Below are 13,817 nucleotides of genomic sequence, written 5' to 3' on the forward strand. Positions count from 1 at the left end.
ACGCCGTCCAGGACGAGATGCTCGTCGGCGTCGCGAAGATCACCGTCGCCACCGAGTAGCCACCCGGCTGGCGCCCCCGTCGGCACCCGCCGACGTTCCCGGTGAAGCCCCGTCCCGCACCCTGCGGGACGGGGCTTCCCGCGTTCCCCGGCCCGCACCTCCTCGGCACCGCGTCGTGCAGGAGAAGACAGGCCACACCTCCTGAACGGTGCACGACTCAGGACTCTCGCTCCCCCCGTTGCGCGACTCAGGACCGACGTTCCTGAACGAGGAGACACACGACCGGGGACACACGGGGGCGAGACGACGAAGAAGGTCCTCCCCGAGACCGGGGAGGACCTTCTTCGTCGGTTCGCGCGAGCGACCCAGGAAGCGAGACCTACAGCAGGTCGTACTCCGTGAGGAACGCGGTGGCGACGCTCGCCGAGTCCTTCTTGTCGACCTGCACCATGGCGAGGTACTCCGTGAGGTTCTCGGTGGTCAGCGCCTCGGAGACGGCGTTGAGCGCCTCCTCGACGGTGTCGCTCGACTTGTCCTCGCGGATGATCGGCACGATGTTCTCCGAGAGGAACAGGTTCTTCGTGTCGTCGAGGGTGACGAGGTCGTTCGTCGTGATGGCCGAGTCGGTCGAGAAGAGGTTCGCGACCTCGACGTCGCCGTTCTCGAGCGCGGCGAGCGTCAGCGGTCCGCCGGCGTCGAGGGGCACGAACTCCTTGAAGGTGAGGCCGTAGACCGACTCGAGGCCGACGACGCCCTGCTGGCGCTCCGCGAACTCGGGGCCGCCGGCGAGGCGGAGCTCGCCCGCGACGGGCTCGAGGTCCTCGATGGTCTCGAGGCCGTACTGGTCGGCGGTCGCGCGGGTGACGGTGAGGGTGTCCTTGTCCTCGGCGTCCGACTGGGGCAGCGAGACGATGCCCTCGGGCAGCACGTCCTGCAGCGCGTCGTACACGTCGTCGGGCGAGGTGACGCCCTCGTCCACGCCGTCGGTCGACAGCGCGGCGAGCAGGGCGCCGTTGTACTCGGGCAGCAGGTCGATCGAGCCGTCCTCGAGCGCCTTGAGGTACACCTCGCGGGCGCCGATGTTGAAGGTGCGGCTGACCTTCACGTCCTTGGCCTCGAGTGCCTGGGCGTAGATCTCGCCGAGCAGCTCGCTCTCGGGGAAGTTCGCCGAGCCGATGGCGATCGTGTCGTTGTCGGACGACGAGCCGCCGCCGGTGCTGGCGGTGGGGTCGGAGCAGGCGGACAGCGCGAGGACGCCGACGCCGATGACGCCGATGGCGCCGAGGAGGGTCTTCTTCATGGGGTGTGAGCCTTTGCTCTCGTGCACCTGACGACGATTCGTTCGGGTGCGGGGTGTGGGTGAAGGGGGGAGACCGGGAGGTGCCGGCCGGGTCGAGGAGGCGCGGGCCGGGAGGCGCGCGCCGGGTCAGGAGGACGCGCGGTCGCGCGCCGAGGAGGCGGGCTCGGGCGTCGAGGGTCCGTGCACCGAGGTCGTCGCCGCGACCCCGTCGGCGGGAGCGAGTGCCGGTGCAGGAGCGGCAGGGGCGGTGCGCCGCAGCTGGCGCTTCGGGATGCGCCCGGTGAGGCCGGGCGACACGATCAGCCGCTGCGTGCCCGCGGCGAGCAGGTCGAGCACGATGGCCAGCGCGGCCACGACGACGGCGCCCGCCACGACGCGGCCGTAGTCGTTGAGCGACAGCCCGTCGATCAGCAGCCGGCCGAGGCCGCCGATGCCGACGTAGGCGGCGACGGTCGAGGTGGCGACGAGCTGCAGCAGCGCGTTGCGGAGGCCGGACGAGATCAGCGGCAGCGCGATCGGCACCTCGACCTTGAAGAGCACCTGCAGCGGCCGCATCCCCATGCCCCGGGCGGCGTCGATCGCGGCCGGGTCGACCGCGCGGATGCCCGCGTACGTCGTGGTGAGGATCGGCGGGATCGCCAGGATGACCAGGGCGGTCAGCACGGGGCCGAAGCCGAGGCCCATGATCACGACGAGCAGGATGATGAGCCCCAGCGTCGGCAGCGACCGGCCGGCGTTCGCCGCGTTGATGGCGATGAACGACCCCTTGCCGGTGTGGCCGATGTAGAGGCCGAGGGGCAGGGCGATCACGGCCGCGACGACCAGCGCCTGCACCGTGTACCAGAGGTGCGTCAGCACCAGCTCGGGGATCGAGGCGCGCACGCCGCCGCCCTGCCAGTTGGCGGGGTCGAGCAGGTACGCGAGCAGTCCGTCGCTCATGCGGCGATCCTCCCTGCCGCACGGGTCCAGGGCGTCACGCGCCGCTGGACCAGCACGATGATCCCGTCGCACACGGCGGCGAGCAGCACCGAGAGCACGATGCCGACGACGATCGGCGGCGTGTAGTCGAGCTGCTGCCCGCGGGTGAAGAGGGCGCCGAGGCCGCCGACGCCGATCAGGGCGCCGACGCTGACGAGGCTGACGTTGGCGACGGTCGCGACGCGGAGCCCCGCGAGCATGACCGGCAGCGCGATCGGCAGCTCGACCGAGACCAGGCGCCGGAGGCGGCGGTAGCCCATCGCCGAGGCAGCCTCGGTCACGAGGGGGTCGACCGACTTGAGCCCGTCGGCCACGACCCGCACGAGCAGCGCGACCGTGTAGACGCTGAGGGCGATGATGATGTTCAGCGGCGACAGGATCCGGATGCCCACGATGGTGGGCACGAGCACGATCAGCGCGATCGACGGCACCGCGTAGAGGATGCCGCTGAGGTTGAGCAGCGGGTGGTACAGGAACCCGAAGCGGACCGCGAGGTAGCCGATCGGCAGCGACACGACGATGCCGATCAGCACCGGGACCAGCGCCAGGAACACGTGCTGCGAGAGGGCGGCCTGGATGACCGCGACGTTGTTCTGCAGGTACTGGATCACGCCGGGTCGACCTCCCGTCGACGACGGGCTTCCAGCTGCTGCATGAGGCTGGTGTGGCGGATCACGCCGTCGGCCACCCCGTCCTCGTCGACGCGGACGACGACGCCGACCGGCGACGTGATCGCGAGGTCGGTCACGAGGCGCAGCGAGTCCGTGGTCTGGAACGCGCCTCCGGTGGGGGTCGGGGAGGCGGTCGACCCGAGACCGGCGCCCGTCCAGCCGAGAGGCCGGCCGGCCTGGTCGAGCACGAGCTGCTCGGGGCCGGTCGTCACCTCGGAGAGCGGCGCGACGTCGAGGCTCGCGGCCGAGTCGAACGAGAGGCTGCGGAAGCCGCGGTCACGGCCGACGAAGCCCGCGACGAAGTCGTCGGCCGGGTTCGCGAGCAGCTCGCGCGGGGTGGCGAACTGGGCGAGGCGGCCGCCCTCCTGGAACACGGCGACGTTGTCGCCGAGCTTGATCGCCTCGTCGATGTCGTGGGTGACCATCGCGATGGTCTTGCCGAGGTCGCGCTGCAGACGGAGGAACTCGGCCTGCAGGCCCTCGCGGACGATCGGGTCGACGGCGCTGAACGGCTCGTCCATGATCATCACCGGCGGGTCGGCGGCGAGGGCGCGGGCGACGCCGACGCGCTGCTGCTGGCCGCCGGAGAGCTGCACCGGGTAGCGGTCGGCCATCGCCGAGGTCAGCCCGACCCGCTCCATCAGCTCGACCGCGGTGGCACGGGCCGCCTTCTTGCTCGTGCCGACGAGGGCGGGGACCGTCATGATGTTCTCGACGATCGTGCGGTGCGGGAACAGGCCGGCGGCCTGGATGACGTAGCCGATGCCGCGGCGCAGCAGCGCCTCGTCCTGGCCGGCGACGTCGACGCCGTCGATGAGCACGCGGCCGGTCGACGGGGTGACCATCCGGTTGATCATGCGCAGCGAGGTGGTCTTGCCGCAGCCGGAGGGGCCGACCAGGACGGTGAGCTCGCCGGTCGGCAGCGTCATGTCGAGCTGCTCGACGGCGACCGTGCCGTCGGGATAGACCTTGCTGACGCCCTCGAACGTGATCATCTGTTCTCCTTGCCTGTCGGAACCGTGGTGGCCGGGTGTTCGACATGACCGGTAGAACAGCCATTCACCGATCATCATCCCCGATTCGAGGCCGGCTCGTCGCGATCGAGTCCCGATCGTGATGAACGGGACTTGCGCTCCGACTGATCGGGGGGGAGTTCCGCGAGCCTGCTCGATCGTGGAGGTGCAGGATCTCCGTGATGACCGCACACGCCACGCCCACGCTCGCCGACCGCACCTTCGACGCCTACGTGCCCGGGCTCGTCGAGACGCACGGTCCGCTCGAGGTGACCGAGTCCGAGATCGTGGCGTTCGCCTCCTCGTTCGACCCCCACGACATGCACGTCGACCCCGAGGCGGCGAGGAGGAGCCCGTTCGGCGGCCTCATCGCCAGCGGCTGGCACACGACGGCCCTGATGATGCGGCTGATGGTGGGCGGGTTCCTGAACCAGCGGGCGAGCGTCGCCTCGCCCGGGGTCGACGAGCTGCGCTGGCTGCTGCCGGTGCGGCCGGGCGACCTCCTCCGGGCGCGCTTCACCGTGCTGTCGTCGCGGGTGTCGACCTCGAAGCCCGACCGCGGGCTCGTGCGGACGCGCATCGAGGTCCTGAACCAGCGCGACGAGGTCGTCATGTCGCAGGTGATGATGAACCTGATCCTGCGCGAGCTGCCCTCGCGCGCCTGACCCGGCCGGCCAGCAAGCCGACAGGTGTCGGGCACGGGTGACGCGCCCGGCGTAGCCTCTGGCCATGAAGGCACTCCAGTACACGAAGATCGGTCAGCACCCCGAGGTCGTCGAGATCGAGAAGCCGTCGCCCGGCCCCGGGCAGGTGCTGCTCAAGATCACCGCGGCCGGCGTCTGCCACAGCGACGAGTTCGTCATGGGCCTCAGCGAGGAGGACTACACGGCGGGCGGCTACCCCCTCCCCCTGACGCTCGGCCACGAGGGCGCGGGCGTCGTCGACGAGCTCGGCGAGGGCGTCGAGCACCTGCAGGTCGGCGACGCCGTCGCCGTCTACGGCCCGTGGGGCTGCGGCCGCTGCCGCCCCTGCTCGCAGGGCAAGGAGAACTACTGCGTCAACGCGTCAGCCGAGGGCATCAAGCCCCCCGGCCTCGGCGCCCCCGGCTCGATGGCCGAGTACATGATCGTGGACGACCCGCGCCACCTCGTGCCGCTCGGCGACCTCGATCCCGTCCAGAACGTGTCGCTCACCGACGCTGGCCTCACGCCGTACCACGCGATCAAGACGTCGCTGCCGAAGCTCGGCGCAGGCACCTTCGCGGTCGTCATCGGCACCGGCGGCCTCGGCCACGTCGGCATCCAGATCCTCAAGGCGCTCTCGGGCGCGCAGATCATCGCCCTCGACGTCAGCGACGACAAGCTCGAGCTGGCCACCCACGTCGGCGCCGACCACGTGCTGATCAGCGACGAGCACGCGGCCGACAGCATCCGCGAGCTCACGGGCGGGCTGGGCGCGAACGCGGTCTTCGACTTCGTGGGGGCGCCTCCCACTGTGGCCCTCGCCACGTCGGTCGCCGCCTCGGAGGCGGACGTCACCCTCGTCGGGATCGGCGGCGGCACCGCGCAGGTCGGCTTCGGCTCGATCGCCTACGACGCCGCTGTCCGGGTGCCGTACTGGGGCAGCCGCTCCGAGCTGATCGAGGTGCTCGACCTCGCCCGGTCGCGCCGCGTCTCGGTCGAGACGCAGCGGTACTCGCTCGACGACGGCCCGGCCGCGTACGAGGCCCTCGCGGCCGGCACGGTCCGCGGCCGCGCGGTCATCGTCCCGTAGGGCGCACGCCGGGCGGCGTCGAGTTGCCCCGAACCGTCGCTCCGGCTTCGTCGGACTGACCGTTCGGGGCAACTCGTTCGTGTGCGCGCGAGCAGTCGCCGTCGTTCGTGCGGGCGCTCGCACGCACGCGCCACGATCGGTCGTTCGGATGAGCCGGGCGAGGGCGGTCGGCGCGTGCGGCTCATCCCTCCGGACCGAACCGGACGCCGTGCGGACGGGACCGGCCCGGATCGCTCGACCCGCGCCTCCTCGTGCTCGTAGCGTCCGGAGGGTCGGCACCGCGACGCACCGTCGCACCCCGCCGACCCGATGGAGGAGCACCTCATGGACCAGGACCGCACCACAGCCCCGCTCAGCCCGACCGCCGAGACCGGCCCGACCAGGCCCGGCACGAGCCGCGGCGCCTCGTTCCGCCGCGCGGGAGTCGTCGCCGTCGTCGCCTGCGCCGTCACCGGCTCCGCGTTGGGGCTCGGGGCAGCCGGCGCCTTCGCCACCGACGGGGCGGCCCCGGCCACCTCCTCCGCGCAGGTCGCGGCCGACGCCGCCGCAGCCCAGGCCGCGAGCACCGCGAAGGGCGAGGAGGCCCCGGCCCCGAAGATCACGTACAGCGAGGCCGACCTCGCGGCGTTCGCCGCCTCGCCGTACGCGGACGACGCGCTCAACCTCGCCGTCGTCTGGGGCACGCCCGACGTCGCCACGGCGAAGGGCAAGGCCGGGGCCGCGATCACGGCCGGCACCCCGCTGCCGTTCGGTCCGGACGACGCGCCCGGCGCCACCTACACGGACGACCAGCGGCTCGTGGCGTTCGTCCTCGGACGCGGCAGCTGGGAGCAGGCGCTCGGCCTCGCCGTGGCCTGGGGCGAGCCCAGCGTGTACTCCGTGAAGAGCACCATCGGGGCGACGCTGCTGGCCCACGAGGAGGTGCCCGCCGCGCCCGCCACGTTCACCGAGGACCAGCAGGTGGCCGCGTTCAGCGCGAGCGGCTACACCGAGGCGAACGCGGCCGAGCTCGCCGCCCTCTGGCAGAGCGGCTCCGTCCGCGAGGCCGAGGCCCGGGCCGGGGCGGCGCTGCTCGCCGGCGACAGCCTGCCGGTCGTCCCCTGAGCCGCGCCGTGACGACACGGGGTGGTCGCGACGGGGCTGCACCGGGTGGCGTCCTGCCCGCACCGGGCGGTGGTGCCGAGTCGACGCACGAGTCAGCCGGGCCCACGCACGGCCGGACCGGCCCGGCGCTGCGCCGCCGCATCGGCGTCGAGATCGAGCTGATCGCCCCGCCCGGCGTCGATCGCGGCGTGCTCGCCCGACGGGTCGCCCTCGCCTCGGGCGGGGCGGCCCGTCGGGTCTTCCACACCGACTCCGAGCCCTCGCTCGTGCTGGGGATGGGCCACTTCTGGCACCTGACACCGGCGTGGGAGGTGTCCGACGCACACGGCGCGCCCGTCGCCTCCTTCGTGGACGACATCACGATCGCCGACGACCTGCGACGCGAGCACGAGGAGGCGCGGGCCGGGAGGGCAGGGGCCGCCACCTCCGCGGCGCCGTCCCCGGACCTGTGGCGCGTCCTCTCGGACGACCCGCGCCTCCTCCGCCTCGTGGCCGAGCACAGCGACCCTGCCGCGCCTTTCGATCAGTCCCTGGACGCGGTCGCGCGGCTCTTCGGCACCGACGTCGAGGTCGTCGGCGGCGTCCGGCGGCTGCGCGACCGCTCGGGGGCGAGCATCGCGATGGCGGCCCCGCTCGCCCCGGGCCGCGAACGGCCGTGCGAGATCGTGACGGCGCCCCTGACCGTCGACCACGAGGCCGCGCTGGAGGCGCTGCTCCGGCCCGCGAGGGAGCTCGGCTTCACCGTTCCCGTCGAGGCCGCCGTGCACCTGCACGTCGACGGGGCGCCGTTCCGGTCGGCGCACGCCTTCGCCAACCTGGTGCGGCTCTTCGGGCACTGGCGCGGGGCGCTGCACGAGCTGCTCGAGACGAACCCCGCCTGCACCCGGCTGGCGCCGATGCCGCCCGCGGTGCTCGCGCTGGTCGAGGAGGAGGCGGCCGCGTGGGCCGCGGCGACGAGCGGAGCCCGGACCGGCACCGGCGCCGAAGACGACGACGACGACGACGTCGTGGCAACCGCAGCCGGCGACGACGTGACGACCGCAGGAGGCGCCGCCTCCGCCCAGCGCTGGCACCACCTCCAGCAGGCTGCCGCCCGCACCGGCCTGCTCAAGTACATGGACGTGAACCTCACGGCCCTGCTCACCGACAGCCCCGCGCGCGACACCGTGGAGGTGCGGATCCTGCCCGGCTCGCTCTCCGCCTCCGCCATCACGGGCCGGGCCCGGCTCGTCGAGGCCCTGCTCGACCGCTGCCTCGAGGAGGCGCCCCTCCCGCACCCGACGACCGCCGCCTCCGTGGCTCCCGCCCGCGCCGACGCCGAGCTCCTCGCGCTCGTGCTCGCACGCACCCGCAGCTGATCGAGTTGCCCCGAACTGCTGCCCCGCGAGCGCGGAAGCAGCACTTCGGGGCAACTCGCGGCCCCTAGAACGCCGCCAGCGCGCTCGTCGAGAGCTGCTGGACGGCCGTGTTCGCGCACGCCTCGAAGCTCGAGCCCGACGCGCCCACGAAGATCGAGCGGACCGACCCGGGCGGGTAGATGCGGAAGCCGTCCGTCGCGGTCGGCTGGCAGGTGGCGGCGTCGAAGCCGCCGGTCTGCACGATCTTCACGAGCGCCTGGACCTCGCCGCCGGGAGCGAGGCTCTGGGTCTCGTGCGGCGTCCCGCGGTCGAGCGTGGCGGAGGCGCCGATCTGGGTGCCGTCCCCGCCCCCGACGAACGAGACGCCCGGCCAGCCCTGCAGCGTGCAGGTGCGGTCGCCGGTGTTCGTGAAGACGAACGCGATGCCGTAGCTGCCGGCCGCGCCGCCGCCTCCGTCGGCGATCTCGGCGCTCAGCTCGTCGACCGTGCAGCGGGCCGACGCGTCGCCGGAGGCGCCGTCGCCCAGGTCTCCCCCGCCGCCCGAGGCGCCGTCGGGGCCGGGGGTCGCGCTCGGCTCGGCCGGCGCGGACGCCGACGCCGACACCGACGGGCTGTCCGACCCGCCGGGTGCGGCCGACGAGGCGGACGAGGACGGCCCGGAGGAGGCGCCGGTCGCCGACGCGTCGGGGTCGCCCGAGGTGCACCCCGAGACGAGCAGGCCGAGCGACGAGGCCAGCACGAGGGGCAGGAAGAACTTCGCGGAACGGGTCATGTCCCTGATCGTGCACTCACTGCACGAATGTCGTTCATCCCTCTGGCCGAGAAACGCACGCGGGCCCGGAGCTAGCGTGTGGACGTGCAGACAGCAGACGTGAGGGCGGCAGACGAGCAGGCCGAGGCCGCCGCCGGGCGGGCCTCGACGATGCCCCGGGAGCCGTCACTGGTCGCCCGCCTCCGTGCCGTCGCGCCGCTCCGCGACCTCGGCCCCGGGCTCCGCCGGGTGCTCCTGCTCGGGCTCGGCGTCGCCGCCTACCTCACGGCGTTGATCGTGGCGCTGCAGTTCAACTGGTATCCCTCCAGCCTGCCGGGCTACGTCATCGTCGGCCTCACGGCGCTCGTCGCGGCGGCGACCACGAAGCGCTTCCCCCTGGCCTCGCTCACCGTCGTCTCGGCGATCACGGTGGCCATCGCCTTCGGGCCCGTGCCGGGCGACTGGTACGTCCGGGCGCCCGAGCTGCTGGTGCCGCTGGCGGTGACGGTCTTCATCTCGGTGTCGAACGGGCTCCCCGTGTTCGCGCCGGCCGCCTCCTTCGCGGTGCTCGCCGTGCTCACCATCGTGCCGTGGCAGGTCGTCGTCGACTCGTGGCTGTCGGCCGGCTCCGTCTTCGACGCCTTCGACTGGGCGGTCTTCTACGACCGCTCGACGCAGTTCGGCTACCTCGTCGGCTGCGCGCTCGTCGTCGCCGCCGCGCTCGCGCTGCAGCACCAGCGACGGGCCACGGCCCAGCTCGCGGCGCGCAACCGCGAGCTGGTCGCCCTCCGCGCCGAGGAGGCGGTGCGCATCGCCGAGCGCGAGCGCACCCGGATCGCCCGCGACGTGCACGACGAGGTCGCGCACCACGTCGCCGCGCTCGTCATCGGAGCGCAGGCGGCCGTCCGCGTCGCCGACCAGCACCCCGACCGGCTGGTCGCCGCCCTCGACGACGTGGTGCTCGGCGGCAAGGACGTGCTCACCCGCATCCGCACCGTCGTCCGCGTGCTCAAGGCCGCACCGGTCGGCCCGCTCGCCGACGCGACCGGCGACCTCGACGTCGAGCTCGAGGCGATGGCGGCGAGGCTGCGCGCCATCGGCTACCAGGTCGACTGCACCGTGCTGGTGCACGGCGAGCTGCCCGCGGCGCAGCGCATCGCGGTGCTCGGCGTCGTGCAGGAGTGCCTGACCAACACGATGCTGCACTCGTCCGCCGAGGAGGTGCGGGTCGCGATCACGGAGGGCCCCACGGCCTGGCAGGTGGTCGTCACCGACCCCGGGACCGCCGCCGAGCGGTTCCCCGACGTGCCGCGGGGCGGCGCGGGCATCGCGAACATGCGCGAGCGGATCGTCGGCCTGGGCGGCGTGCTCGTCACCGGGCACGACGCGGCCGGGACGGGCTGGGCCGTGAGGGCCGAGCTGCCCCGGGGGAGGCGCCTCCTTCTCGGTCGGACCCGCGACGGCGGCCGAGGCGGCGGCTGCGGCCGCGACCGACGCCCGCGGTCCTCTCGTGGCGGCGTCGGACGGAGGCGCGTCGTGACCCTCCGGGTGCTGGTCGTCGACGACCAGGCGATCGCCCGCGCCGGCATCGCGACGATGCTCGACGCCGAGGACGACCTCACGGTGGTGGGCCAGAGCCGCGACGGCGAGGACGCCGTGCGCGACGCCCTCGCGCTGCGACCCGACGTCGTCGTCATGGACATCCGCATGCCGCGCCTCGACGGCATCGCCGCGACGCGGCGCATCGTCGCCGAGCCCTCGACGGCCGTCGTGCTCATCACGACCTTCGACGACGACGAGCACCTCTTCGACGGCATCGCCGCGGGTGCCTCGGGGTTCCTGCTCAAGGACTCGGGGCCCGACCTCATGGCCGCCGCCGTCCGCTCGGCCGCCCGCGGCGACTCGCTGATCGACCCGGCGATGACCCGGGCGCTGATCGAGCAGACCGTCGCGACGGAGGCGGCGCGCACGTCGGGCGACTCGCCCGCGCACCTGCCCGCCCAGGCGCCCGTGCAGGCGTCCGCCCTGTCGCCCGCGCAGGCGAACGCGCTCGCGGGGACCGCCGCGTCCCGGCCGGCTCCGCCGCTCCTCCGTGCCGCGCTCGACGGGCTGAGCGACCGCGAGCTCGACGTGCTCGACGGGGTCGCGCGGGGCCTCAGCAACGTCGACATCGCCCAGGAGCTGTACCTCAGCATCGCGACCGTCAAGACCCACATCTCGAACCTGCTCGCGAAGACCGGCACCCGCACGCGCGTGCAGGCCGCCGTCTTCGCCTACGAGTCGGGCTTCGCGCGGGCCGGCCGCGACGCCGGCGGCGGCACCGCCCGCTGACCCGCCGCACGCGGGCGCACGAACGGCCGCACCCCGCACGCGGAGAGCTGCCCAGCCGGAGGCGCGGTCCGGGGAGCGGGGCTACAGTCGGTCCGCACCGAGCCGAGCCAGGAGGACGCCCCCGCATGACCGTCACCACCGAAGCGGACGCACGTGCCGCCTCCTCCGCAGCCGCACCCGCGAACGCGAGCGCACCCACCTCTGAGCCCGGAGCCGCGCAGGCCCCCGCCGGCTCGGCGCCTGCCCTCGCTGCCGAGGCGGTCGACGCGTTCGTCACCGACCTGGCGTCGGCGCTCGACGCCGACCGCGTGCTCCGCGACCCGGAGTCGCTCGCCCGGTACAGCCACGACGACGCGGAGTGGGCGCCGTTCGAGGCGCCCCTCGCGGTGGTGCTCGCCCGCAGCACGGACGAGGTGAGCGCGGTGCTCCGCCTGGCCGCCGCCTCCGGCGTCCGGGTCGTGCCGCGCGGTGCGGGCACCGGCCTCTCGGGCGGCGCGAACGCCGTCGCGGACTGCGTCGTGCTGTCGCTCGAGCTGATGGACGCCGTCACCGAGATCGACGTCGACGAGCGGTACGCCGTCGTGCAGCCCGGGGTGATCAACGACGCCCTGCGCGCGGCCGTGGCCGAGCACGGGCTCTGGTACCCGCCGGACCCGGCCAGCTCGGCGATCTCGACGATCGGCGGCAACGTCGCCACGAACGCGGGCGGCATCTGCTGCGTCAAGTACGGGGTGACCCGCGACTACGTGCTGGGCCTCACCGTCGTGCTCGCCGACGGCTCGATCGTCGAGCTCGGACGGCGCACCGCCAAGGGCGTCGCCGGCTACGACCTCGTGGGCCTGATGGTCGGGTCGGAGGGCACGCTCGGCGTCGTGACCTCGGTGACCGTGCGGCTGCTGCCGCTCGCCGGGCGCGACGAGCGCGCCGTGATCGGGTACTTCCCCTCGCTCGTCGCGGCGGGCGACGCCGTGGCGGCGATCTCGAAGGCCGGGATCATCCCCGCCGCGCTCGAGATGCTCGACCGCACCTGCCTGCGGGCGGTCGACGACTGGGTGCACCTGGGGCTCCCCTCGGACGTCGACACGCTGCTGCTGGCCCGCGTCGACGAGCGCGGCGCGGCCGGAGACGAGCTCGCCGACCAGGTCGCCCAGGTGTTCGCGGAGGCGGGCGGCACCGACGTCGAGCTGGCCACGGACCCGGCCGACATCGACCGGCTGTTCCAGGCGCGGCGGCTCGCCTACCCCGCGCTGGAGCGACTGGGCCCCGTGCTCACCGAGGACATCTGCGTGCCGCGATCGGCCGTGCCCGAGATGCTCCGGCGCATCCAGGCGACCGCGGCGAGCGCCGACGTCGTCATCGCGAACATCGCGCACGCGGGCGACGGCAACCTGCACCCGCTGATCATCGCGCCCGAGGGAGACGAGGCTGCGAAGGCCCGGGCGAAGATCGCGTTCGACGCCATCGTCGCCGACTGCCTCGACCTCGGCGGCACCGTGACCGGCGAGCACGGCGTGGGCCTGCTGAAGCTGCCGGGCCTCCGCGAGGAGCTGGGCGAGCGCGTGCTCGCGATGCACCGCTCCGTCAAGGACGCTCTCGACCCCGCCGGCACCCTCAACCCCGGGAAGGCCTTCTGATGAGCACCGCCGGCACGTTCGTCAGCACCGACGGCGTGACGCTCGCCTACACGGACTCGGGGGAGGCGCCCGTCGCGACCGGCAGGACCGACGCGGCCGCCGCCTCCCCCGCGACCACCGCCTCCCGCACCACCGCCTCCCGCACCGTCGTGCTCGTCGCCGGCTACGCGATGCCCGCCGCGGCGTGGGCGCTGCAGACCGACGCGCTGCTCGCGGCGGGCCACCGCGTCGTCGAGTTCGACCGGCGCTCGCACGGCGCCAGCGAGGACGTGCTGCACGGCCAGCGGATCGCCCGCCACGGTGCCGACCTGCACGAGCTGCTGGTGCACCTCGACCTCCACGACGTCGTGCTCGTCGGCCAGTCGATGGGCGCGAGCACGGTCTGGGCCGCGATCGATCTCTTCGGCACCGACCGGGTCACGGGCGTGCTGACGATCGACCAGACGCCGAAGCTGGTGAACGACGGCGGGTGGAGCCACGGCTTCTACGGCATGACGCCCGAGAACAGCGGCACCTTCTTCGACGACGGCATCCCCGACACCGGCCGCGGCGCCCGCGTCGACCCGGCGAACACCGGCGTGGCCCGGCTGTTCGAACGGCTCGGCGGTCCGCCCGCCGTGCGCGAGGCGAACGCGCCCGAGACGCGCAAGCTGCTCCGCGACCACGGCCTGCAGGACTGGCGCGACGTGATCGCCCGGCTCGACGTGCCGTTCACGATGGTCGCGGGCCGCGGCAGCCAGCTCTGGCCCTGCAGCCACGCGGAGGCGGCGGTCGGCGACCATGCGCTCGGCCGGTCGGTCGTCATCGACGACGCCGGGCACGCGACGAACTTCGACCGCCCCGACGAGTTCAACGGGGTGCTGCTCGCGTTCGTCGCGGGCCTCTGAGGCCGGGCGGGCCCACG

At 73.8% G+C, this 13,817-nt stretch carries 12 protein-coding genes; 7 read left to right on the forward strand and 5 right to left on the reverse strand.

Going from position 1 to position 13,817, the window contains the following annotated elements:
• Positions 1–379: 379 nt before the first annotated feature.
• From IFT90_RS13555 to IFT90_RS13570, 4 genes are all read right to left on the reverse strand, one after another.
• A complete protein-coding gene (locus IFT90_RS13555) occupies positions 380–1,300 on the reverse strand; it encodes an ABC transporter substrate-binding protein (protein ID WP_192042765.1) in 921 nt (306 codons plus the stop codon).
• 126 nt (positions 1,301–1,426) lie between these two features.
• Entirely contained in the window at positions 1,427–2,239 is an 813-nt protein-coding gene (locus IFT90_RS13560) for an ABC transporter permease (RefSeq protein ID WP_192042766.1), read from the reverse strand.
• Entirely contained in the window at positions 2,236–2,889 is a 654-nt protein-coding gene (locus IFT90_RS13565; RefSeq protein WP_192042767.1) for an ABC transporter permease subunit, read from the reverse strand. Before IFT90_RS13565 ends, IFT90_RS13560 begins: the two co-directional genes overlap by 4 nt.
• Positions 2,886–3,944: an ABC transporter ATP-binding protein gene (locus IFT90_RS13570; RefSeq protein ID WP_192042768.1), complete on the reverse strand. Its 1,059-nt coding sequence runs from the start codon at positions 3,942–3,944 to the stop codon at positions 2,886–2,888. The genes IFT90_RS13565 and IFT90_RS13570 overlap by 4 nt, the downstream gene beginning before the upstream one ends.
• A gap of 200 nt (positions 3,945–4,144) precedes the next feature.
• Here IFT90_RS13570 and IFT90_RS13575 point away from each other — a divergent pair, with 200 nt between their 5' ends.
• The 4 genes from IFT90_RS13575 to IFT90_RS16690 all read left to right on the forward strand — a co-directional run bounded on the left by IFT90_RS13575 (position 4,145) and on the right by IFT90_RS16690 (position 8,197).
• A complete protein-coding gene (locus IFT90_RS13575; protein ID WP_192042769.1) occupies positions 4,145–4,627 on the forward strand; it encodes a MaoC family dehydratase in 483 nt (160 codons plus the stop codon).
• A 64-nt stretch (positions 4,628–4,691) separates the two neighbouring features.
• Positions 4,692–5,735, forward strand: a complete 1,044-nt coding sequence (locus tag IFT90_RS13580) for an NAD(P)-dependent alcohol dehydrogenase (protein WP_192042770.1) — start codon at positions 4,692–4,694, stop codon at positions 5,733–5,735.
• A 324-nt stretch (positions 5,736–6,059) separates the two neighbouring features.
• Positions 6,060–6,839 carry a hypothetical protein gene (locus tag IFT90_RS13585; RefSeq protein WP_192042771.1) on the forward strand — a complete coding sequence of 260 codons (780 nt, stop codon included), beginning with the start codon at positions 6,060–6,062 and terminating at the stop codon, positions 6,837–6,839.
• 8 nt (positions 6,840–6,847) lie between these two features.
• The gene (locus IFT90_RS16690; protein WP_199861877.1) at positions 6,848–8,197 is read left to right on the forward strand and encodes an amidoligase family protein; all 1,350 of its coding nucleotides are present in this window, start codon (positions 6,848–6,850) and stop codon (positions 8,195–8,197) included.
• A gap of 64 nt (positions 8,198–8,261) precedes the next feature.
• Here the strand turns inward: IFT90_RS16690 and IFT90_RS13595 are convergent, their stop codons facing one another.
• The gene (locus tag IFT90_RS13595; RefSeq protein WP_192042772.1) at positions 8,262–8,969 is read right to left on the reverse strand and encodes a DUF4232 domain-containing protein; all 708 of its coding nucleotides are present in this window, start codon (positions 8,967–8,969) and stop codon (positions 8,262–8,264) included.
• Positions 8,970–9,053: 84 nt separating this feature from the next.
• Between IFT90_RS13595 and IFT90_RS17640 the strand changes: the two genes are divergently transcribed.
• The 3 genes from IFT90_RS17640 to IFT90_RS13610 all read left to right on the forward strand — a co-directional run bounded on the left by IFT90_RS17640 (position 9,054) and on the right by IFT90_RS13610 (position 13,800).
• Positions 9,054–11,279 (forward strand): response regulator transcription factor family protein, encoded by a 2,226-nt coding sequence (locus tag IFT90_RS17640; RefSeq protein WP_192042773.1) that lies wholly within the window; start codon positions 9,054–9,056, stop codon positions 11,277–11,279.
• Between the two features lie 125 nt (positions 11,280–11,404).
• On the forward strand, positions 11,405–12,913 hold the full coding sequence (locus tag IFT90_RS13605; protein WP_192042774.1) for an FAD-binding oxidoreductase: 1,509 nt from the start codon (positions 11,405–11,407) through the stop codon (positions 12,911–12,913).
• Complete coding sequence (locus IFT90_RS13610; protein ID WP_192042775.1) at positions 12,913–13,800, forward strand: alpha/beta fold hydrolase; 888 nt, start codon at positions 12,913–12,915, stop codon at positions 13,798–13,800. Before IFT90_RS13605 ends, IFT90_RS13610 begins: the two co-directional genes overlap by 1 nt.
• Positions 13,801–13,817 lie beyond the last annotated feature (17 nt).

The organism is Frigoribacterium sp. CFBP 8766 (assembly GCF_014841435.1).
Taxonomy (GTDB): Bacteria; Actinomycetota; Actinomycetes; order Actinomycetales; family Microbacteriaceae; genus Frigoribacterium.

Coding starts and splice junctions, on each gene's coding strand:
- IFT90_RS13570 (WP_192042768.1), bottom strand. CDS start 3,944: ATGATCACGTTCGAGGGCGTCAGCAAGGTCTATCCCGACGGCACGGTC.
- IFT90_RS13605 (WP_192042774.1), top strand. CDS start 11,405: ATGACCGTCACCACCGAAGCGGACGCACGTGCCGCCTCCTCCGCAGCC.
- IFT90_RS13585 (WP_192042771.1), top strand. CDS start 6,060: ATGGACCAGGACCGCACCACAGCCCCGCTCAGCCCGACCGCCGAGACC.
- IFT90_RS13610 (WP_192042775.1), top strand. CDS start 12,913: ATGAGCACCGCCGGCACGTTCGTCAGCACCGACGGCGTGACGCTCGCC.
- IFT90_RS13555 (WP_192042765.1), bottom strand. CDS start 1,300: ATGAAGAAGACCCTCCTCGGCGCCATCGGCGTCATCGGCGTCGGCGTC.
- IFT90_RS13575 (WP_192042769.1), top strand. CDS start 4,145: ATGACCGCACACGCCACGCCCACGCTCGCCGACCGCACCTTCGACGCC.
- IFT90_RS13560 (WP_192042766.1), bottom strand. CDS start 2,239: ATGAGCGACGGACTGCTCGCGTACCTGCTCGACCCCGCCAACTGGCAG.
- IFT90_RS13580 (WP_192042770.1), top strand. CDS start 4,692: ATGAAGGCACTCCAGTACACGAAGATCGGTCAGCACCCCGAGGTCGTC.
- IFT90_RS13595 (WP_192042772.1), bottom strand. CDS start 8,969: ATGACCCGTTCCGCGAAGTTCTTCCTGCCCCTCGTGCTGGCCTCGTCG.